Here is a 19,622-nt window from a genome sequence, read left to right on the forward strand (position 1 = left end):
TTAGGCCTTGAGAATGACTTCCTTACGTTCCTCGAAGGCGTGCGCGAGCTTCACGCGCTCGTTCTCCGGGAGGTCGCGAGCGGAATCAATGACCATCTCCAACACTTCCATCGTGTCGGCACGCTGGATCTGTGTCAGTAGGTCGCTATAGCTGACGAACGAGCCGCCTTCGTCGTCGCGCTTATCGATGATTTCGCCTGTCTCCGGATTGACGGATGCACCGGTGTCGGGATCAGTTACGCGCACGAAATCACCATCAATGACCGCATGGTTGCCTTGGTCGGATGCGTTCGACAGAGCCATAGCGTTCGCGAGCTCAATCGACTTTGGCATGTACTTCAGCACCTGAAGCAGCGGGATCTTGCGCGCATACATTTCCCAATCTCGGAAGCTGTAATGCTTTGCGCCTACCTTGTTGTACTTGTCGCGATGCTTTTTGATTTTGCCGACCGTCCACACCTCGATGACCGGATATTGCGATCCGTTCACGCGGCCCACTGCATAAACGTGAGTCATCAGGTCAGGGTCGTTTTCCTCGCCTGGGCGATGACGGATGAAGGGCGCGTCGCCAAGCGCATAGTCGAACTCGTCGCCCTGAAACACAGCGCCAGTCCAGACAGTCGCTCGGCCGCTGCGTGAGACGAGATCCACAAGGCCTTTCCAGCCAGGCACGAACTGGCACGTCCTGCCGTAGGGCACGAGAAAGCCTTGACCATCTACGCCGATTTCGAGGCCCAACGTGGCCGAGGTCATAATGCCGGCGACGATAGTCTTCGGATCACACTCTTGAAGCTTTGGCGTTGAGCTGAAGGCCGTCACAGCCAGGCGTGCCATGCGGTCAGCGGTTAGATGCTTAGGCAGCGCCAACGCCATCTGCGGCTTGAACTTATCAAGGAATGATGAGAACGCAGCGACGGGGTTATCTTTCTTCCCGGTTGCAACGTTCTTCAGTTGTTGCGATGTGCTCATGACGGATCCTTATAGGTTTCGTTTTTATCTGTGGTGATGGATGGACTACTTTTTCAGGCGCAACACACGAATCTGTTTCGTGCGGGAGTACTGTGCGAACAGCGTGGGCGCTTGCTCCTTCATTACCTTCTGATCAAGCCGCGTGTCGTCTTGGTTGTTCCAGGTGGCGATCGGATTGCCACCGAAGGTGAGCGTGGCGTTCGGCTGCATGAAGGCTGTGATCTGATAACTCAGCTCCTTTTCGGACGCTTCGAGCGAGCTGAGCTTTTTCTTGACGTCCTTCAGATGAAACACCGCATCGCGGATCTCGCTGGTGGCTTCAATGGAGCCGCCGTTGGACTTCGCGTACATCGCTTTGCAGTCGTCAAAGTTGATCGGATCCGGCTCGATATCGGCCAGCACGCAGTCATTCCAGAATTCGACGACACGCCCGCGAATGCCAGCGATGGTTTCTTCGTCGCGATCCACGAAATAGATCAACAAGTCGTCCATGCCGATGAGCGTGGCCACGATGCAGCGACGGCGCCCCGTGATGGCGAGGCCATGCATGAACTGCGCGGCATACTCGATCGGTACTTCGTCAGTGCCTTCCTCGCCCCATTTCTTCGATGCAAACGGATGCACCGTCTTGCAGTCGCCGTTGATGTGCTCTCCGTCAAGCATCAGCTCGAAGTCGATTTCACAGCTCATGAACGGATGCTCGCTGTCGATGTACCGCTCGTTGCGACGAAGCAGCTGCACGTCGTGGCCATCGTCCTGCAGACGATCGATCAACATGTCCAGCACCACAGGCTCAAGCCGGTGGCCGCGGTCAAAGCGCTTTTGTTGAGCCGCAGTAATCACTTCTCGCGGCGCGCGGTGCGTCTTTTCAAGCCAAAGCTCGTACGGGGACTTCCATGGGCTTACGCCGAGAATGGCGGCAACGTCAGATCCACCGATGAACTGCGAGCGATCTTGTTCAACAGGTTGTTTTGCGTTCATGCTTCGCTCCCTGCACCCGCCGGCGCATAGTGTTCGTTTTTCACCTCTTTATCAGCCTGAGCACCGCCACGCACTAGCGCGCACAGCGTCAGAACGAAAAGGCCCCAGCTAAGAAAGACGAGTGCGCCGATGCTCATGCTTCTAATCCCCCGAAAAGCGCCCAGATCATTGGGTCGCGAAATGGTTTGAACTGCTTCATTTGCGCTTGGATACGCTTGTGTTCCGCGATTTCTTCGCGATTCATACCTGGGTACTTCAGCCTTTTATTGCGGCTTGGCTGGAACCGAAGCGGCGGCACAGTGGTGTCTGGTTCGTCGCTCACTTCGTATAGCCAACTAAGTTTTTCGCATCCGACTTTCGTTTTTCCGACCTTTCGAAACTGCTCACCCGGATAGTTTTTTTTGCGTGCTGTCCTGATGATGTTGGCGACGTGTTCCTCGCTGATTCCCGTCTTCTCAGCGATTGTCTTGATCGTGGCCGGCCCGATTAGCGCAAGCGTGTAGCGGATGCGTTCGAGCCTTGGAATCAGGTTCTGGCGCTCTTTCATGACGCAGCCTTCATGAGCAGCAGCAGGTACCAGAAGACGCTGATCGACGTACCGTAGAAGACAATCCAGAAGGTGGCAGACAGGAAGCGTGCGAGACGCGACCTGCGTTGCGGCACGAACAACTTCTGTGTGGAGTACGGGCCAAAAGCTTCGGACAGCGAACGCGGATCGCGATAGCGCATCTTCGAAAGGTCTTTAAAGAACACGTCGTGCTCCTTAAAGGTCAAAGTCAGCATCGACGTTGTCGTCGTTGTTGGAAGGTCCAGCGATCGCATGCACAGTTTCTTCAGTGATAAGACGTGCATCACCGTCGATCTCAGTCGGCTGCGGCTTGCACTTTTGCTTGAATTCCTCTTGCGTCCAGTGCAAAGCAAAGCTTTTTGCATCTTTGCGAGACAGTTCAATCTCGATGTCTGAGTCGCGTACGTAGTCAACGTGTTTGAGCGACTCGGGTGCCTTGTCCGGATAGCACGATGCGCTAGCGATCGGCGTCGATTCAGTCAGAAGCATGTAGGCGCGCATGGCCGTCTCTTTGTCGTCGAATGCGAGCTTCGTGTGATAGCTGATGCTGATGATGTATTTCTGGCTCATGGTTACCCCGGCAGAGTCACAATTACGAAAGCGGTGGATAGGATTGCGCAAAGACACAGCGACACGTAGAAGGCAAACGCGCGCATTAGTGCCTCGTGTCGTCATCAGCTGCGTGGAACTTAGCGAGCGCTTCGGTGCGGGCCAGCTCGCGGCTATCGGCGCGCAGCATCGCGTCGATCCAGTCGCGCATTACGCTGGCAAGAAGCGACTCCTCGCGATAGACGAGCGCCTTCAAGTCGTGCATCACCGTCGGCAACGTCTGCATGGCTTCGAAAGCGATGATGAAATCCTCGTCGCTCAAATTCGACAGGCGTTTCTCTTGGATCTGTTTCGCGCGATCGGCAATGTAATCGGCGATGCGTTCGCGATATGCGTCTTCGTTTTCAGCAGCTTCGAGCGTGCAGTCCGATGCGTAATCGACAGCGCTCATCAGTTGGGGAAGGTTCATGGCTTGGATTACAGCTTCCAGTTAGCGAACTCGTTGAACTGCGCGTCAGTCCAGCGCGGCTCGTGATTGCCACGCACGCCCATTTGGCGAGCACCGATACTGATGAATTGCTTGTCCTTGTCGCCGTAGATCCGATCGATGATGAGGCCCATTGCATGAGCGACGACTTCTGCGCGACCGAGGTTAGCGGCGCGGATACGGTGCAATTTGAGAGATGGGGTGTTCATGGTCTGCCTCACTTTGTGGTGGCTGCATGGCTGCAGCAGTGAGGCAATGTTAGGTTTAACTAAAACGCTCGTCAAGATTTATTTTAGGAAATCCTTAGATTGTAGACGAACAAAAGCCCGCTCGTGCGGGCTGTTTTAGGTTAGTGAGGGAGGTCTGCTTCGCGCGTGATTTCTAGCATCAGTTCTAGACACTGTCGGATCCTGCGCATTGTTGAAGGACAAGGAGCAGTTGGAAGGGTTCGTTCGCATGGGCGCCGCTCTTTTAAATCGCGGCCTCGTTCGATCGGAACAACCACTGCAGTTGCGGGCTGATTTTTTGTCACGCGCTTCCCCAGGTTCATATTCGGGCTGTCGCAAGCTTCGGCATAGCTAAGCGTCTTATGAATATTGAAACCGGATCACGTGTTTACGAATACGGGTTAACCCTATTATTTATACGATTCATCCAACCTTACGGTTTGACTTGTCTTCCTTACGCAGAAGGCGATTCATGAAGTAAATGGCATCGTCTCGCACGGCGCCACCCTCGGCGTCGAGTTGCTCCAACAAAGCGATCAGCTCTTGCATTTCCTGAGACAGTCTATTGCCCGGCGGCGGTCTCATAGGGCCTTCGCGGAACATCAGCCATTCGGGTCTGATATTTAGCAGTCGGCAGACTTTCAGAAGGTATTCACCCGAAAGCCCCTGTGCGGGCTTGATCGATCCTGAGCCGAGCCACGCCGACACCGATGGCGGCTTGACGCTCAGCTTTTGTGCAAGCTGGTTCGCGTTGTATTCGCTCTCGGCAAGCGCCCGGGCGAGTCGTTGGTTCCAAGTTTCCATTAGTGAAGCCTAATACACATTTTGTTAGGTTTTTCTTGCATCTAGTTTTAGGAAAAACTAAGATACCCATGACTCAACAGAGGACCACCAATGAACTCGCTCGCTAACACCGTCATCGATCGCCTGGGCGGAACTACCGCTGTGGCGAAGCTGTGCGAATGCCAGCCGCCGTCGGTCGCCGAATGGCGCAACCGAGGCATCCCGAAAGCTCGTTTGCAATTTCTGCGTCTCGCTCATCCCGAGGCGTTCGAAGGCTTGGAGCGTTCGGATACGAATAGCGAGTTGGCCAAAGAGCCAACCACCTAAGACCAGTACGAGACCAACGAAGAAGAACGGGGTAACACCATGGCTCGCCGAGCGGAGTACCGAAACGAAGTGAAAACACGCCTGCGCGATGAGGTCTATACGCGCCTGCAGGATTTCAAACAGCTCAACTTCATCGACAGCGATTCCGCTGCGCTCGCGCGGCTGGTGGAGATGCTGCTGTTAGGAATTGTTCCTTCATCGCGTGCTGCGGTCAGTGACGGCCAGGGTCAACAAGGGCCACACATCCGAACATGAACGAAGACCAACAGCAGGTACGCGTGACCTTGACCAAGCAGGAAGTGGCCGAAGTCGAGGTGAAAGCGCGCACTCAGGGTATTTCGCCGTCCGACTTTGTGAGCTATTGCGTGCGCGCGATGTCGTTCGGCATCAACTACGCGCTGCGATTCTTGCCCACGCAGGGACAAGTTGGGACGCACAGCGACAGAGAATAGCGATGCATGACCTCCCGAATCCTCTCACTCCAGTGGACTGCGATCTGCGCGGTCTGCGCTGGATGCCGCTGGATGTTGTGCGTGTGATCGACAGCGACACGTTCGGACTTTCGACCGGTGATGAGTTCAAGACAGCGTTTCGTCTGTGGGCGAAGTGCTGGCTTCAGGTGCCGGCCGCAAGCTTGCCTGATGACGATCGTTTGCTTGCTCATCTCGCGGGGCTGTCTGAAAACATGACGAAGTGGGCATCCATGCGCACCGTCGCGCTGCGCGGGTTCATCAAGTGCAACGACGGGCGTCTTTATCACCCTGTCATCGCTGAAAAGGCAATTGAAGCGATGGGGCGTCGGGAGGAGTACGCCGAGCGTGAGGAAAACCAACAGACTCGACAGCAGCGCCTGCGCGAGCGTCGTAAATCGATGTTTGCACTTCTGCGCGAGCACGACATTGTGCCGGCCTGGGACACGAAAACATCCGAGCTGGAACGCCTCATCGAGACGGTACCGGTGACGCACCGGGGACGCACCGGTGACGCACCTGTTACGCCTAGCGTCTCTGCCGGTGACGCACCTGTTACGGACCGGGGACTTACCGGTGACGCACCTGATACAGCGTCAAACCCAAGCCAGTCAAGGGTTTCCGGGAAACCTGTGACGCACCGGGGACGCACCGGTGACGCCGGTGACAAACCTGCAACGGCTATAGAGAAGGACAGGACAGGACAGGACAGTAAACCTAAAACCCTAGTGCTGACGGACGCAGGTGGTACACCCCGCGCGAGCGTCCGACCGGCAGAACTCTCCGCAGCGATGCGCCGACATTCGATCGAAGCGCAACCCGGAGATCCGCGAATCATTGCAGCGGCAGAGCAGGGCATCAGCGTCGAGACGATCGAAGCCGCATGCGCCGAAGCGAAGACATCCGATCCGAACGGGCGCATCAAGGCCGGCTTCGTGATCGCAATCGCACAGCGCTGGACAGCCGATGCAACCAAGCCTCGACCTGCACCACGAAGCCAGCCACGCAGCTACCACGACGAGCGCGCCGACACCATCGCCGGACTCACCGGCCGCGACCGTACCTACGACCCCGACCACGACGACGAGCGAACCATCGATGTCCACGCACACCGCATCGCCTGAGCGCGACAGCGCACCTTGGCCTGCCCACGCCATTCCGGAAAAGTGGGTCGAAGCGCTGTTCTCGGCTATGGCTGCCACCTACGGCGCACGCTTCGCGGACCTCTGGCGCGCAGCGAAGCTTTCCGACGTGAAGCGGCAATGGGGCATCGAACTCGCTCGGCTCACCAGCGCGCAGATGAAGGCCGGTCGCGAGACCATGACCGATCTCGAACGGCCGCCGACGCTCCCCGAGTTCATGGCGCACTGCCGTCGCGCACGCGTCGAAGCCGTCGCGCACGAGCAGCCGCAACTGCCGAACATGCCCGCGATTACGCCCGAGCAGGCCGCAGCGAATGTCGAGTTGCTCAATCGCACCATCGCTGGTTTGCGCATGCCTGGGCCAAGTGCCGAATGGGCATTCCGCTTGATCCTTCGCGGCAAGAGCGCGTCCGGCAAGCCGCTGCCGTTCTCCGTGGCTCGATGCGCAACCGACGCGATCACGTCGTCTGCTGGCCGCGCTGTGGTCGACGAATGTGAGGACGAAGAAGTGAAGGTCGAATACGCCGCTATTCGCCAGACGGTAATCGACAACTATCGCGCGCGCGGACAGCGCCTGTGGGAGACGCCATGAAGATCACTGCTGACTTCGATGTCTTTCTCGCCACCTTGGGCGTGGCACGCCGCGACTGGACGGCCGTATCGCAACCGGAGCTTCGTTCGATGACTCCTGACATATCCGAGTGCTTTGGCCAGTTCGACGAATATGCGCGTGCCATAGCTGAGCGCGTCGCGAAGGTCGATCGCCATCGCCTGAAGGGCGGAGAGGAGCAATACGTCGCCGTCATCCAGGCCGCGATCCTCGAAGCCATGGTGGTCGCGCACGCGCACGCAGCAGCCTCGACGGGGACGAGCGATGAGTGAGTTTTTGCCGCCCCAAAAGTCTGTCGTCGTGACGCTGCCTTATCCGATTTCAGCGAACCGGTATTGGAAGTCGTTTCCGCTCAACGGCCGCACGATGACCGCGCCTAGCTCGGAAGCGAAAGCGTACAAGCGGGACGTCGGCTACATCCTGCGCGGCGTCGGTGTGACTGATCCGATCGAAGGGCGCGTCCACGTGCACATCGACCTCTACCCGAAACGTCCTCAGGACTGGCAGACACGCGTGCGCAAGCTCGGCGCGAACTGGGATGACGGCGTGCAGTGTCTGGATATAGACAACGCGCGGAAGGTGCTCTACGACGCGTTGAAGGGCATCGCGATCGTTGATGACAAGTGGATCTGGTCGGACAGCGCCAATCGTTGCGTGCCGGATGGTGAAGCGCGCGTGGTGGTGACGATCAGGCCGCTCACGGCGCAGGAAGGTCCGGCGCAGGCTGAGATCGATCTGGCTACTGATCCGCTGGAGGTGTGACGTGACTGTCTACGTCGATGACATGTACCTGACGGATATGGGTCGATTTGGCCGGATGAAGATGTCGCACATGGTGGCAGACACAAGCGAGGAGCTGCTCGATATGGCTCGTCGCATTGGCGTACGGGAGCGTTGGCTGCAACACGGCGGCGAATCTGGCGAGCATTTCGATATCGCCATGGTGAAACGCGAGCGAGCGCTCGATCTCGGCGCTGTGCCGATCACGTTGCGCCAGTGCGCAGCGATGTGCAAGCGGCGTCGTCACGAGGGCGTGCTCGGCAAGCCGGAAGAAGTAGAGGAGTGGCTTCGATCATTCGTCATGCGCAGGGCGGCAGCATGAACGCACGCAGACGAGCGATCTATTGCTGCGTGCACGGCTTCTGCGTTGGCCTGATGGTCAATGGAGTTTTCGAGCAGATCTCGCGCATGAACTTCGCATGGTCCGCGATCGACATCGTGGTGGCCGGGCTCAACCTCATGATGATCTGCCTTCACGTTTCGGAGTTCGCATGAAAGAGTCCCGCATGAGCATCGTGCAGATCGCTGGCGCACTTCCGCGTGATGCACAGTTCCGCGCCTTCGTCGGCTACTTCGCAGTGCCGCCGCGCGAGATCAGCGTTGATGAGGCCGCCGAATACATCCGCGTCACGTGCCAAGTGGACAGCCGCAAGGAGCTGGCTGAGAACGCACGCGCGGCCGAAGTCTTTCACAGCCAGATCCGCAAGCCGTATCTCGCCTGGCGCGATCGGCAAACAGAGCACGCGTAACACCCTCAATTCAATCGGAGAAAGTGGACATGAACATGGCAACACAGACGCCGCGAAGCGCGGATGAATCGATCGAGGATGAGATCCAACGCAAGGGGAAGACCGCGCCGCGCATCACGCCGAAGGACATCGAAGAAGCAATCGTGCAGGACGTCTACTTTACGGCGCTCGATGGTGCGAATGGCTCGGGTGTGCCGCCCTTCATGGAGGACCAGCAACCTCTTTCGTTGCTGACGTTCTGCGTGCTTGTCCTGCGCAACGGATTCACGGTGACGGGCGAGAGTGCCTGTGCATCGCCGGAGAACTTCGATGCTGATATCGGCCGCAAGATTGCACGGCAGAACGCCGTCGCGAAGATCTGGCCGCTCGAAGGCTATTTGCTCAAGCAGCGCCTGAGCGAATCGGCATAACAAGCGCATCACCAAGGAGAAAGTGGACATGACTCAGCATTACGTCGGCACCAAGCAGATCGTCGCATGGGAGCAAGACAAGGATGGCAAGCCCGGGTACGCCGTGAAGTATCCGGACGGCTACACGTCGTGGTCTCCGAAGGATGTCTTCGAAGCCGCCTATCTTCCGCTCGGCGATATCGGCCGCATGCCTGCGCACCAACAGCGCGTGCTCGCCGAGAAAGTGCAGCTCGACGAGAAGATCACGAAGCTCTCGGCGTTCGCGCAGCCGACCAATGAGATTTTTCAGAAGCTATCGAACCTCGAAGCAGGACGCCTCGTCCATCAGCTGTTCGCGATGAACGAGTACTCCGACATTTTGCGTCAGCGGATCGAAGCGTTTAGCGAATGAATACCTGAAGCGCGGCGCAGTTGATGGCCGCGCGCAATAGCCAGCCCAGAGCATCGGGCAGACAGGGGCAACCGGGCTAAGCCTGCGGGATGGCACCCGCGAAACCCGCTGAGGAAGTGATGCAACAGATCGACCGTTTCATGCAGCAAACCATCCTTTTCATGCAACAGGAGCTGAAGATGAAGACCCTTTACTACAACCCCGCTACGAAGATCATCTTCGCAAGCGAAGACTCGCAGGACGCGTCGATTCAGACGATCACGCCCGATGCTGTGCCCGATCTAATCGGTAACGGCGCGACGGTGGATTCGAGCGCGAACGATCTGACCACCTTGGGGAAGTCCGACTTGTCGGTTGGCGGCTCGACCCCGTTGACCGGCGCTGCCCCGGATGCCCAGGTAAAGGATGCGTCTGTGAACGGCTTGGGTACGGCAGGTGAGCAGGGAAACGTGTTGCCCGTCGGTTCGTCGGCGGGTGCGTCTGGTATGACCCAAACGGATCCATCGTCGGGTAATGAAGCGGGAAACACGAGTGCGGCTGCCGCGTCATCTCCGAATGCGACGGCCGCTTCCAATGCAGGCTCCGAGCAGCAGGCAGCCCAACTCGGGGAGGCTGGTCAGGCAAACGGCCCCCTCGTCGCCGGGACGGCAAATGAGCCGGGCAACGTCTTGAGCGGTGGCACCAGCAATATCCCGCAGCCGCCCGCCGGCACCGAAGGCGCTCAAACGCCGCTGGTCCCTGAAGACCCAAACGCCGATGCGTTGCGTGCGGTCGATCTACCCGGAAGCGCCACATCATCGTCTGCGAGCAATGTCTCGCCCGGCGTCGTCACGCAGGCCCAGGACGACGCAGCGGTTTCCGTCGGTGAGCGCATTCGGGAAAGCACCGCGCGCATCCGCAAGTTCCTGTGGACGTTCGAGCATTCGGCCGTGGCTGGTTTGCACGCCGAACTCGACAAGCTCGAAAACTTGATCTGACCAGGAGCGCAGCGTGTCGAAATTCCGTGAAGCGTTGGCAAGGCGCCGCAACGAAGTGTCAACGCAATGGCAGCTTTTCTGCGCGGTGTTCGAGTCGGAAGTGGTCAAGCCCGGCATGGACGCTCAGCAGATCGACACGCTGCGCACCGTGATGTGGGCATCGTGGCGTGCATGCGCCTACACCAACGGCGTCATCTCTGAACCGAAGAACAAAGAACCAGCAGACCTTTCAACCGGGGAAACCGAATCATGAAATTCGCCTATCACCTCATCGTCTGGGCCATCGGCATCGCGGCAGCGATTCTGATCGGCATCGTCCTCAACTCCATGACCGTGCCGCAGCCGGAGAACTACATGCTCGTGCTGATGTTCCTGTGGACGCTCTATCGCGGTGGCCTCGTGCTGATGGCGATGCGTCGCGTGGTGCGAGGCTGAGCATGGCCGCTGGAGGACGTCCTACCGACTATCGGCCGGAGATGGCCGATCTCGTGAAGAACTACTGCCTGCTCGGCGCGACTGAGGGCGAGCTGGGCAAGCTGCTCGGCGTGAGCGAGCGCACCGTGCGCAATTGGAAGAAGAACCATCCAGAGTTCGCTGAAGCGATCGTCGAAGGCTCCGTGCATGCGAACGCGCGCGTGATCGGCGCGCACTACAAGAAATGCCTCGAAGGTGACATGACCGCGATCATCTTTTGGGAGAAGAACAAGATGGGCTGGCGCGATCGCGTCGATACGGTGGCCAAGATTGGTATCTCGCCGGTGGACGAGCTGCTTGCTGAGCTCGAAGGCACGACGTTCAAACCGACGAGCGGAGCGAAGTAATGGTCGATTCGCGCCTGAAGCTCGACGAGTGGTCGAATCCCGTGTGGAGGTTGCATAACCTCTACTGGATTACCGACAAGAGCAATCGGGTCATCAAGTTCAAGCCGAACGACGAGCAGCGCACCTTTCTAGAAGACCTGCACTATCGCAACGCCATTCTGAAGGCGCGGCAGCTTGGCTTCTCGACGCTCATCCAGCTGATGGGTCTCGACACTGCGGTGTTCAATTCGAACATCCGGGCCGGCGTGATCGCGGACACCAAGCCCAACGCTGAGATCATCTTCCGCGACAAGATCCGATTCGCCTACGATCGCTTGCCGAACGGCATCCGCGAAAAGCGTTTCCCTGAGACCGACAGCACGACCGAGCTGCTGCTCTCGAACAACAGCAGCGTGCGCGTGGGCACCTCAATGCGTTCCGGTACGCTGCAGTTCCTACACATCTCCGAGTTTGGGAAGATCTGCGCGAAGGATCCGAAGCGCGCGCGTGAAATCGTGACAGGCGCTATTCCGGCGCTTGCGCCAGATGGCTTTCTGTTCGTCGAGTCAACGGCAGAAGGCCGCGATGGTCCGTTCTTCTCGATGTGCGACGAGTCACGCAAGCGCATCGGCCAGCATCACCAGGCACTCGAAGAAAAGTTCCATTTCTTTCCGTGGTTCGTGCGCGACGAGTACGAAACCAGCTCGGACGGCGTGATCATCTCCGAGAAGGAACACGAGTACTTCGACAAGATCGAACGCCTCACCGGCACGCGCCTGACCATGCGTAAGCGCGCGTGGTACGTCATCACGAAGCGCCGCCTCGGCGCGGACATGAAGCGCGAGTATCCGAGCACGCCGGACGAAGCATTCGAGGCATCCAACGAAGGCGCGTGGTACCGCGAGCAGCTCGACGCCATCCGCAGCGAGGAGCGCATCTGCCGCGTGCCATACGTGCGCGGCGTGCCCGTGAACACCTTCTGGGATCTTGGCGCGAACGATACGACCGCGATCTGGTTCCATCAACTCGTTGGTCCTGAGCACCGCTTCCTGCGCTTCTACGAGGCCAACGGCCGCACCCTCGATCACTTCGCGCAATACATGCGCGACACCGGCTATTACTTCGGCCCGCTCTATCTGCCGCACGACGCGACGCACAAGCGCTTGCAGAAGGGTTTCCGGAATCAGTCCATCGAGGAAATGATTCACGACCTTGGCTTCAAGGACACGATCATCGTGCCGCGCATCGACGACGTGACCACCGGTATCAAGCAAACGCGTTCGGCACTCTCGACTGCCTACTTCGACGCCGAAGGATGCAAGGAAGGCTTGGACCACGTCGAGAAGTACTCGAAGGAATGGGACGAGCGCGGCAGCACGTGGAAGGAATACCCGAAGCACGACGTGCATTCGAACGCCGCTGACGCGCTGCGCCAGTGGGGGCAGAAGTACAAGAACTTGCGGGGTGAGGAAGATGACGATGAACCCGTCGCCATCCCCGCGACTGTGAATCACTGGAACGCCAATCGGCGATAACAAGGAAATCTCATGACACGACCAAAATCAGAAGTCGAAGCCGATCTCGTTGAGGAGTCGCTCACGCACTTCGATATGGCCTACAAGTCGCAGCAGGAGGTGCGGCTCAAGTGCCTTCAGGATCGCCGCTTCGTGTTCGTCGATGGTGCGCAGTGGGAAGACGCGCTGCGCCTGCAGTTCGACAACAGGCCGCGTTTCGAGGTGAACAAGCTGCACATGGCATGTATCCGCGTGTTCAACGAATACCGCGCGAATCGCGTCGAAGTGAAGTTCGAGCCGAAGGATGACGACGCCGACGATCAGACGGCCGACTCTCTGGCTGGCATGCACCGCGCCGACGTCGCGCGCTCTGGTGGCACGGAGTCATTCGACAACGCCTTCGACGAGGGCGTCGCTGGTGGCATGGGTGCGTGGCGACTCCGCAACGTCTACAGCGACGAATACGACGAGGACGACGACACGCAGAAGATCGTGTTCGAGCCGATCTACGACGCGGACTCATCCGTCTTCTGGGATCTCGGCGGCAAGCGCTACGACAAGTCGGACGCGAAGCGCTGCTGGGTGTTCACGTCGATGGCCCGCGAGGAATATGAGGATACCTACGGCGACACTGGTGAGAAGGATCCGTACAACTCGGTCCATAAGCAGACACCGCAGGGCGCGCCCACGACCATTCGCAAGGTGCAGAAAATGACCGAGTTCGACTGGTACACGCCGGACGTCGTCTACATCGCCGAGTATTACCGCATCGAGGAGCAGAAGAAAAAGCAGCACGTCTTCCGCCTGCTCAATCAGAACCAGCGCGACATGAAGGTGAGTGAGGACGAGCTCACAGAAAACTATCGCAAAGACCTCGAAGACCAGGGGTACAAGGAAGTGCGCGTGCGCTCGATCAGAAAGCGCCGCGTGCGTAAGTGGATTCACGACGGCGGCAAGGTGCTGGAGGACTGCGGCTTCATCGCTGGTCCCAACATTCCAATCGTGCCGTTCTACGGCAAGCGTGCCTTCATCGATAACCAGGAGCGGATCATGTCGCATATCCGCCTGGGCAAGGATGCGCAGCGCCTGTTCAACATGCAGATCTCGCTGCTCGGCGTCATCTCGGCGCTTTCGCCGCGTCGTAAGCCCATCTTCACGCCCGAGCAGGTGAAGGGCCACGAGATGAGCTGGGCGAACGACAACATCAACGACAACCCGTACAACCTGGTCAATCCGATTAAGGATCAGAACGGGCAGAAGATGCCGAGCGGCCCGATCGGCTACACGGAACCGCCGAATGTGCCGGAGCCGCTTGCCGCGCTCCTGCAACTCACTGATTCGAGCATCAAGGAACTCACTGGCAATCCGGAAGCTGGCGAGAAGGTTGTGTCGAACGTCTCCGATGAGCTAATGGAGCGCGTGCAAGCGCACGTCGATATGCAGGCGTTCATCTACATGGACAACTTCGGCAAGTCCATGCAGCGCTCCGGCGAGATCTGGCTTGGCATGACGCGCGAGATCATCGACGAGGCCGGCCGGAAGATGAAGTCGATCGGCAAGGATGGTTCGTCAAGCCAAGTCGTCATCAAGGAGCAGCAGATGGTCGATGGCATTGCGAAGACCGTCAATGACCCGGCCAGAGGCAAGTATGAGGTCACGGTGGACGTCGGTCCGGCATTCGTGAGCCGGCGCGCCGCGACCGTCAGTCGCCTCGTGAACATGCTGCAGTTCATCCAAGATCCGCAGGTCGCGTCGATCGTCATCTCGCTGATCCTCACGAACATGGAAGGCGAAGGCCTCGAAGATCTGCGCGAATTCATGCGCATGCGCCTGGTGACGATGGGTGTCGTGACGCCGACCGATGACGAGAAAGAGAAGCTCGCGGAGCAGCAGCAAGCCGCCGCGCAGCAGCCGCCGTCGCCGCAAGATCAATACATGCTGTCGGAAGCGCAGCGCGCAGCAGCGAAGGCTGGGCAGGAGCGCGCCAACACCGTCAAGACCTATGCGGATGCCGCGAGCAGCCGTGCCGAAGCAATCGCGAAGCTGGCGAACGCGCGGCGCGATGACCTCACGGCTGCCTTCTCGATCCTGCAAACGCTGGTCGCTCAGACTAGTCAGGATGCCCTAGCAGCTGAGGGAGCACCGCAAGGTGCTGTGCAGTAACCCGGGCAAGACAATGCCTGTTGCGATTGTTCTTGCTTTTTCCAACGTACGTTGCTATGAATGCGACGTGGCTCCCGCAGCGCCTAGCTGCGAGTTCACGGTGATCGAATGAATACGAAGGCAGAAACGACCGAGCTGGACCCGAAAGACACGCTGCAAGTCGATGTCGGTGATGGTGCCTCAGGGGAGGAACATCACGACGACGCTGCGAACGGATCGCAAACCGCTGCTCCCGACAAGGTCGAAGGCAGCGAAGGCAACCCGAACGAAGGCGAGGATGACGGCGAGTTGGAGTTTCAGTTCGGCGAGGAGGCACCGCCGGCCTCAGAGAGTCAGGAGCAGCGAAACGCTGCACCATGGATAAAGGAGCTTCGCAAGCAGAACGTCGAGCTGAATCGCAAGATTCGCGAGATGGAAGCGGCGAAGCAGCAGCAACCGCAGGCTCCCGCAGTCCCGACGCTCGGCAATAAGCCGAAACTCGAAGACTTCGATTACGACGAAGGCAAGTACGACGAAGCGCTTGGTCAGTGGTACGAGGACAAGCGCAAGGTCGATCAGGTCAAGTCGGAACAGGAGAGTGCGGCACGCGCGCGCCAGAAGGCCATCGACGAACGTCTGAATGGCTATCGCACGGAAGCCGCGTCGCTGCGTCGGAAAGACTTTCAGGACGTAGAGAGCGAAGTCGTGACGACTTTGTCGATCGAGCAGCAGGGGATCCTGCTGGCCGGTGCGGACAAACCAGCGCTTCTCGTCTATGCCCTGGGGCGCTATCCGACCAAATTGCGTGACCTGGCTCAAATCAAAGATCCCGTCCGGTTTGCATTCGCGGCGGCAAAGCTCGAAAAGGAGTTGAAAGTGACGACGCGTCCTGCAAACAACAAACCCGCGCCCGAAGGGCGTATCTCGTCTTCCTCTGGTGCTTCGAATGCCGGCGGCAGCGAGAAAAAACTCGAGCAGCTGCGCGCCGAGGCGGAACGGACCGGGGACTTGTCGAAGGTCATTGCGTACAAGGCACAACTCAAGCAGGCGCAAAAGGGGCGCTAGACAAGTTGCGGTGCAGCTGCTCTCTGTCAAATCCGGATGGAGAGCTTAGAAAATGAGCAACGCATTCTCGAAAGAGGAACGGGTCGCCTTCGAGCAATTGCTGGAAGGCTTCAACGACATGCTGGTCATGTCCCGCTTGATCCAGAAGTACACGACGGATCAGCAATCGATGGAACGCTCGGCCAATATCATCTGGCGCCCGATGCCGTACATCGCGCAGTCGTATTCCGGCACGGACATGACCGGCAACTTCAACAGCTACACGCAGCTGTCGGTGCCGGCCGCCATCAATCAGCCGCGCTCGGTTCCGTGGACGATGACCGCACTTGAGCTGCGCGACGCGCTTCAGGAAAACCGCCTGGGCGACGCTGCGAAGACCAAGCTGGCTTCGGACATCAACATCGCTGTCAATAGCGCTGTGACTTCGCTTGGCTCACTTGTGGTCAAGCGCACGTCGGCAGCCTCAGGCTTTGACGATGTTGCCGCGATCGACTCGATCTACAACGAGCAGGGCATTGGCGCGGATGAGCGCTATGCGGCCTATTCCTCGCGCGATTACAACTCGATGGCCAGCAATCTCGCGGCGCGCCAGACGATGCAAGGCAAGCCGGAAACCGCCTACGAGAAGGCGTACATCGGCGAGGTATCGAACTTCGGCGTCTACAAGATGGACTACGCGCCGCGCGTCTCGGCAGCAGCTGGTGGTGCAATCACCATCAGCGGCGCGAATCAGTTCTATGTGCCGCAGGCGACCGTTGCCGCATCGTTCGGTGAAGTGACGAACGTCGATAACCGCTTCCAGACCGTTCAGGTGAGCGCGACGGCCAACGTCCAGCCGGGTGATTCGTTCCAGGTTGCGGGCGTCAACTCCGTGCACCACATCACGAAGCAGGACACCGGTCAGCCGAAGACCTTCCGCGTCGTGTCGGTGGTGGACGGCACGCACCTGCAGATCACGCCTCCGTTCATCAGTGGCCAAGGCGGCACGAACGCTGAAGTCTGCTATCAGAACGTGACGGCGACGCCCGCTAACGGCGCAGCTATCACCTGGCTGAACACGGCTGGCTCGTCGCTCAACCCCCACTGGAAGAAGTCGGCGATCGAACTGCTGCCGGGTCGTTTTGCGGCTCCGACCGATGCGGGCGTGCAAGTGCTGCGCGCAACGACGGAGCAGGGCATCGAGATGTCGCTGGAGAAGTTCTACGACATCAAGACGAAGACGATCCTCTATCGCGCGGACATCTTCTTCGGTGTCGCGGTGCTCAACACCGAGATGTGCGGCGTCGAACTTTTCAACCAGGTCTGAACGGCACCTGACTTGATCAACTCTTAGGAGAAACAGAATGCCAGTCGATTTTGGTTTGGGAGTGGGTGCGGGTGGTGGCGCTGGCTGGTTCATCGGCCCGATTCGCTCGTTCGTCGCGACGGCGTTGGTGGCCTCGGATCGCGCAGGTAACAACGACGCGACGATCATCGTCGATGCCACGGCGGCGGCCGTGTCGGAAGTGCTGCCGCCGGCATCGTCGTGCAAGGGTCGCAAGTACGTCGTGAAGAAGATCGACGTCTCGGCGAACAAGGTGACCATCACCGATGCGAACGGCGCGACGATCGACGGTGCGGCCAACTTGCAGCTGTCGGCGCAGTATGCCGTGGCTCGCTTTCACTCGGACGGCAACGTCTGGTGGACCATCTAACGCAACGCTGACACAGGCGCCCTTCGGGGCGCCTTTCGCACTTCTGGAGAATCACATCATGCTGGGATTGAAATCGCCGACGATGCTTTATCGCAAGGGCACGCAAGAGCGCATCCATGGCGTGCACGTTGACTGGACCATTGTTGACGAGAGTCAGGTGGACAACTATCTCGACGACGGCTGGTATCGCACGCCGAACGAGGCCGGGCTTGAAAAGCACGATCAGAACTCGCGCGTGGCACTGAACGACCAAATCAACGAGCGCATCGACATGCTGGAGGCCGAGCATCGCCGCCTTGATCGTCTGCGCGAGGATCTTGAAAAGCGTCAGGAAGCGCTAGAGCGTGCGGAAGCTGAGCAGCGCCAAGCACGTCGCGCTGAGGCTGAGCGCGCCGAAGAACAGGCACGTTTGAACGAAGAACGTGCGGCGCAGGCTCGCCAGAACGAGGAGCGCGCCGCACAGACGCAGAAGGCTGCAACGAAGAAGGGCGCTGAGTCCGAAAAGAGCTGAGCACGAGAGGTCGAACATGACGAAGAAAATCGAGATCGTGAACGAGGCCTATGCCGAGTTGGGCTTGGCTAACTATGTGTTCGACCTGCAGCCCGAAGAAATCACGACAGGCATTCGTCGCCTCGATCGCATGATGGCGCTGTGGGATGCAGCGGGTATCCGTATCGGCTACAACTTGCCGCCTCAGGCGAATCAAAGCAACGCGAACGACGAGATCAACGTGCCCGACTGGGCCGAGATGGCGATGATCCTGAACGTGGCGCTGCTCATCGCGCCGACCATCCCGAAGCCGACGACAGCCGATCTTCGTAAAAGCGCCCAGGACGCCTATGACGTGCTGCTCTATGGGAATTATGAGATCCCGCAGATGCAGATGCCGCGCCATATGCCTATTGGCTCCGGCAACCGGCGCAACACGAAGAATCAGCAGTTCTTCGCGCCCGTTGATCGCGTGACCACCACCCACGACGCGACGCTCGAACCGAGCGGCAATCCGTGGCCGGATTCGAACTGAGGACCGACATGTCCAACATCAATCAGCTTTCCACCGACAGCTCACCGCAGCTTTCGGATCAGATCGCGATCTGGAATCAGAACAGCGGCCAGCCTCGCAAGGTTTCGCTTTCCGCGCTCGTCTCGATGCTGCAGGCGAACCTCTCGATGCCAAACGGCCTGCTCTCGGCGTCGTCGCTTTACATGCTCCGGCGCACGCAGGCCGAGGTGCTTGCCATCGGTCCAGCGCCTGCAATCGTTGCGCCCTATGACGCCAACGGCAATAGCGTGCTTCCAATCGGTGGCGACGCGCTCACGCTCAACGTGGTCACCGGTGTCATGCAGGCCACGCGCCCGATCGCGGCGCTGGAGTTCTGGGTGTGCGTTGATGGCTCGCTGCCATCGCCGCGCGTGCTCACGCTTAACGTGCAGACAGGGTCGGGCGGCGCGGGCGGCATCTTCACGTCCGAGCTGCAGGCGGTCAAGGCGGGCACGGGTAACCCTGACAGCTTCCACTTCGCCGGCATCCTGCAGAACCCGAACAACGTCAACGGGCAGATCAACGCCGGTGACGTGATCCAGCTGGTGGCAAGCGCCGACGCCGCAACCAATCTTTCAATCTCGCGCATTTCGTTTATCGCGCGACCGCTCGACGGAGCATGAGCATGATCAATCAGCCTCTCTCGCCCGCCTATGGGCAGACTCAGAAAGTCGCTGTGACGGCGGCATCGACGCTCATCGGCATCGACCAAAACGCGAAACAGGTGCGCTTTCTGAACATCGGCGCGGTGCCTGTCTTCGTGCGCTGCTCCAGTGTCTCGGATAACTTCGCAGCGACGACGAAAGACTATCCAATTGGCCCGAACTCGTCGGAGGTCATCACGAAGGGCGACACCTTCGGCGCGCTCTCGCTCATTACGGAAACGGGCACGGCGACCGTCTACGTGACGCCGGGCGAAGGGCTGTTGAGCGCGGCGATGTAGC

Annotated in this window: 34 protein-coding genes; 25 read left to right on the top strand and 9 right to left on the bottom strand. The window is 59.1% G+C overall.

Translation table 11 applies throughout. From position 1 onward, the window contains the following. The 9 genes from ACZCWR_RS18700 to ACZCWR_RS18740 form a co-directional block, all read right to left on the bottom strand. Positions 1 to 969: a recombinase RecT gene (locus ACZCWR_RS18700; protein WP_487304473.1), complete on the bottom strand. Its 969-nt coding sequence runs from the start codon at positions 967 to 969 to the stop codon at positions 1 to 3. Between the two features lie 45 nt (positions 970 to 1,014). Continuing rightward, entirely contained in the window at positions 1,015 to 1,950 is a 936-nt protein-coding gene (locus ACZCWR_RS18705; RefSeq protein ID WP_487304474.1) for a YqaJ viral recombinase family nuclease, read from the bottom strand. Next, positions 1,947 to 2,087 carry a hypothetical protein gene (locus tag ACZCWR_RS18710; protein ID WP_487304475.1) on the bottom strand — a complete coding sequence of 47 codons (141 nt, stop codon included), beginning with the start codon at positions 2,085 to 2,087 and terminating at the stop codon, positions 1,947 to 1,949. The genes ACZCWR_RS18705 and ACZCWR_RS18710 overlap by 4 nt, the downstream gene beginning before the upstream one ends. Then, entirely contained in the window at positions 2,084 to 2,497 is a 414-nt protein-coding gene (locus ACZCWR_RS18715; protein WP_487304476.1) for a hypothetical protein, read from the bottom strand. Before ACZCWR_RS18715 ends, ACZCWR_RS18710 begins: the two co-directional genes overlap by 4 nt. Beyond that, complete coding sequence (locus tag ACZCWR_RS18720; RefSeq protein WP_487304477.1) at positions 2,494 to 2,733, bottom strand: hypothetical protein; 240 nt, start codon at positions 2,731 to 2,733, stop codon at positions 2,494 to 2,496. Before ACZCWR_RS18720 ends, ACZCWR_RS18715 begins: the two co-directional genes overlap by 4 nt. Further along, complete coding sequence (locus ACZCWR_RS18725; protein ID WP_487304478.1) at positions 2,714 to 3,088, bottom strand: hypothetical protein; 375 nt, start codon at positions 3,086 to 3,088, stop codon at positions 2,714 to 2,716. The genes ACZCWR_RS18720 and ACZCWR_RS18725 overlap by 20 nt, the downstream gene beginning before the upstream one ends. A gap of 85 nt (positions 3,089 to 3,173) precedes the next feature. Then, complete coding sequence (locus ACZCWR_RS18730) at positions 3,174 to 3,536, bottom strand: hypothetical protein (RefSeq protein ID WP_487304479.1); 363 nt, start codon at positions 3,534 to 3,536, stop codon at positions 3,174 to 3,176. 8 nt (positions 3,537 to 3,544) lie between these two features. Continuing rightward, the gene (locus ACZCWR_RS18735; RefSeq protein WP_487304480.1) at positions 3,545 to 3,763 is read right to left on the bottom strand and encodes a hypothetical protein; all 219 of its coding nucleotides are present in this window, start codon (positions 3,761 to 3,763) and stop codon (positions 3,545 to 3,547) included. A 441-nt stretch (positions 3,764 to 4,204) separates the two neighbouring features. Further along, positions 4,205 to 4,585, bottom strand: coding sequence for a helix-turn-helix domain-containing protein (locus ACZCWR_RS18740; RefSeq protein WP_487304481.1), 381 nt, complete (start codon positions 4,583 to 4,585; stop codon positions 4,205 to 4,207). A 90-nt stretch (positions 4,586 to 4,675) separates the two neighbouring features. Between ACZCWR_RS18740 and ACZCWR_RS18745 the strand changes: the two genes are divergently transcribed. The 25 genes from ACZCWR_RS18745 (at position 4,676) to ACZCWR_RS18865 (ending at position 19,621) form a co-directional block, all read left to right on the top strand. Continuing rightward, entirely contained in the window at positions 4,676 to 4,891 is a 216-nt protein-coding gene (locus ACZCWR_RS18745) for a helix-turn-helix domain-containing protein (RefSeq protein ID WP_487304482.1), read from the top strand. 69 nt (positions 4,892 to 4,960) lie between these two features. Next, positions 4,961 to 5,146: a hypothetical protein gene (locus ACZCWR_RS18750; RefSeq protein ID WP_487304483.1), complete on the top strand. Its 186-nt coding sequence runs from the start codon at positions 4,961 to 4,963 to the stop codon at positions 5,144 to 5,146. Further along, a complete protein-coding gene (locus ACZCWR_RS18755; RefSeq protein WP_487304484.1) occupies positions 5,143 to 5,343 on the top strand; it encodes a hypothetical protein in 201 nt (66 codons plus the stop codon). The genes ACZCWR_RS18750 and ACZCWR_RS18755 overlap by 4 nt, the downstream gene beginning before the upstream one ends. Before the next feature lie 2 nt (positions 5,344 to 5,345). Next, on the top strand, positions 5,346 to 6,485 hold the full coding sequence (locus tag ACZCWR_RS18760; protein ID WP_487304485.1) for a DUF1376 domain-containing protein: 1,140 nt from the start codon (positions 5,346 to 5,348) through the stop codon (positions 6,483 to 6,485). Continuing rightward, positions 6,460 to 7,095, top strand: a complete 636-nt coding sequence (locus ACZCWR_RS18765) for a hypothetical protein (RefSeq protein WP_487304486.1) — start codon at positions 6,460 to 6,462, stop codon at positions 7,093 to 7,095. The genes ACZCWR_RS18760 and ACZCWR_RS18765 overlap by 26 nt, the downstream gene beginning before the upstream one ends. After that, entirely contained in the window at positions 7,092 to 7,385 is a 294-nt protein-coding gene (locus ACZCWR_RS18770; protein ID WP_487304487.1) for a hypothetical protein, read from the top strand. The genes ACZCWR_RS18765 and ACZCWR_RS18770 overlap by 4 nt, the downstream gene beginning before the upstream one ends. Further along, positions 7,378 to 7,875, top strand: coding sequence for a RusA family crossover junction endodeoxyribonuclease (locus ACZCWR_RS18775; RefSeq protein ID WP_487304488.1), 498 nt, complete (start codon positions 7,378 to 7,380; stop codon positions 7,873 to 7,875). Before ACZCWR_RS18770 ends, ACZCWR_RS18775 begins: the two co-directional genes overlap by 8 nt. A 1-nt stretch (position 7,876) precedes the next feature. Beyond that, positions 7,877 to 8,215, top strand: a complete 339-nt coding sequence (locus tag ACZCWR_RS18780) for a DUF4031 domain-containing protein (protein ID WP_487304489.1) — start codon at positions 7,877 to 7,879, stop codon at positions 8,213 to 8,215. Then, positions 8,212 to 8,388: a hypothetical protein gene (locus ACZCWR_RS18785; protein WP_487304490.1), complete on the top strand. Its 177-nt coding sequence runs from the start codon at positions 8,212 to 8,214 to the stop codon at positions 8,386 to 8,388. The genes ACZCWR_RS18780 and ACZCWR_RS18785 overlap by 4 nt, the downstream gene beginning before the upstream one ends. Positions 8,389 to 8,399: 11 nt before the next feature. Further along, positions 8,400 to 8,642: a hypothetical protein gene (locus ACZCWR_RS18790; protein WP_487304491.1), complete on the top strand. Its 243-nt coding sequence runs from the start codon at positions 8,400 to 8,402 to the stop codon at positions 8,640 to 8,642. 29 nt (positions 8,643 to 8,671) lie between these two features. Further along, entirely contained in the window at positions 8,672 to 9,052 is a 381-nt protein-coding gene (locus ACZCWR_RS18795; RefSeq protein WP_487304492.1) for a Gp49 family protein, read from the top strand. Between the two features lie 28 nt (positions 9,053 to 9,080). Further along, entirely contained in the window at positions 9,081 to 9,443 is a 363-nt protein-coding gene (locus tag ACZCWR_RS18800; protein WP_487304493.1) for a crAss001_48 related protein, read from the top strand. A 119-nt stretch (positions 9,444 to 9,562) separates the two neighbouring features. After that, positions 9,563 to 10,420 (top strand): hypothetical protein, encoded by an 858-nt coding sequence (locus ACZCWR_RS18805; protein WP_487304494.1) that lies wholly within the window; start codon positions 9,563 to 9,565, stop codon positions 10,418 to 10,420. Between the two features lie 13 nt (positions 10,421 to 10,433). Continuing rightward, positions 10,434 to 10,673, top strand: coding sequence for a hypothetical protein (locus ACZCWR_RS18810; RefSeq protein WP_487304495.1), 240 nt, complete (start codon positions 10,434 to 10,436; stop codon positions 10,671 to 10,673). Further along, positions 10,670 to 10,855 (top strand): hypothetical protein, encoded by a 186-nt coding sequence (locus tag ACZCWR_RS18815; RefSeq protein ID WP_487304496.1) that lies wholly within the window; start codon positions 10,670 to 10,672, stop codon positions 10,853 to 10,855. The genes ACZCWR_RS18810 and ACZCWR_RS18815 overlap by 4 nt, the downstream gene beginning before the upstream one ends. A gap of 2 nt (positions 10,856 to 10,857) precedes the next feature. Further along, positions 10,858 to 11,241, top strand: coding sequence for a hypothetical protein (locus ACZCWR_RS18820; protein WP_487304497.1), 384 nt, complete (start codon positions 10,858 to 10,860; stop codon positions 11,239 to 11,241). Beyond that, positions 11,241 to 12,755, top strand: coding sequence for a terminase (locus ACZCWR_RS18825; protein ID WP_487304498.1), 1,515 nt, complete (start codon positions 11,241 to 11,243; stop codon positions 12,753 to 12,755). The genes ACZCWR_RS18820 and ACZCWR_RS18825 overlap by 1 nt, the downstream gene beginning before the upstream one ends. A 75-nt stretch (positions 12,756 to 12,830) precedes the next feature. Continuing rightward, positions 12,831 to 14,897 (top strand): portal protein, encoded by a 2,067-nt coding sequence (locus tag ACZCWR_RS18830; protein WP_487304744.1) that lies wholly within the window; start codon positions 12,831 to 12,833, stop codon positions 14,895 to 14,897. 108 nt (positions 14,898 to 15,005) lie between these two features. After that, positions 15,006 to 15,941, top strand: coding sequence for a hypothetical protein (locus tag ACZCWR_RS18835; protein ID WP_487304499.1), 936 nt, complete (start codon positions 15,006 to 15,008; stop codon positions 15,939 to 15,941). 97 nt (positions 15,942 to 16,038) lie between these two features. Continuing rightward, positions 16,039 to 17,247, top strand: coding sequence for a P22 phage major capsid protein family protein (locus tag ACZCWR_RS18840; protein ID WP_487304500.1), 1,209 nt, complete (start codon positions 16,039 to 16,041; stop codon positions 17,245 to 17,247). A 37-nt stretch (positions 17,248 to 17,284) separates the two neighbouring features. After that, complete coding sequence (locus ACZCWR_RS18845) at positions 17,285 to 17,635, top strand: hypothetical protein (RefSeq protein WP_487304501.1); 351 nt, start codon at positions 17,285 to 17,287, stop codon at positions 17,633 to 17,635. 58 nt (positions 17,636 to 17,693) lie between these two features. Then, positions 17,694 to 18,146 carry a hypothetical protein gene (locus tag ACZCWR_RS18850; protein ID WP_487304502.1) on the top strand — a complete coding sequence of 151 codons (453 nt, stop codon included), beginning with the start codon at positions 17,694 to 17,696 and terminating at the stop codon, positions 18,144 to 18,146. 16 nt (positions 18,147 to 18,162) lie between these two features. Beyond that, the gene (locus ACZCWR_RS18855) at positions 18,163 to 18,660 is read left to right on the top strand and encodes a packaged DNA stabilization gp4 family protein (RefSeq protein ID WP_487304503.1); all 498 of its coding nucleotides are present in this window, start codon (positions 18,163 to 18,165) and stop codon (positions 18,658 to 18,660) included. Further along, a complete protein-coding gene (locus ACZCWR_RS18860) occupies positions 18,642 to 19,301 on the top strand; it encodes a hypothetical protein (protein WP_487304504.1) in 660 nt (219 codons plus the stop codon). Before ACZCWR_RS18855 ends, ACZCWR_RS18860 begins: the two co-directional genes overlap by 19 nt. A 2-nt stretch (positions 19,302 to 19,303) precedes the next feature. After that, positions 19,304 to 19,621, top strand: coding sequence for a hypothetical protein (locus ACZCWR_RS18865; protein ID WP_487304505.1), 318 nt, complete (start codon positions 19,304 to 19,306; stop codon positions 19,619 to 19,621). Position 19,622: the final 1 nt, after the last annotated feature.

Source organism: Caballeronia sp. A2-2 (assembly GCF_057612605.2).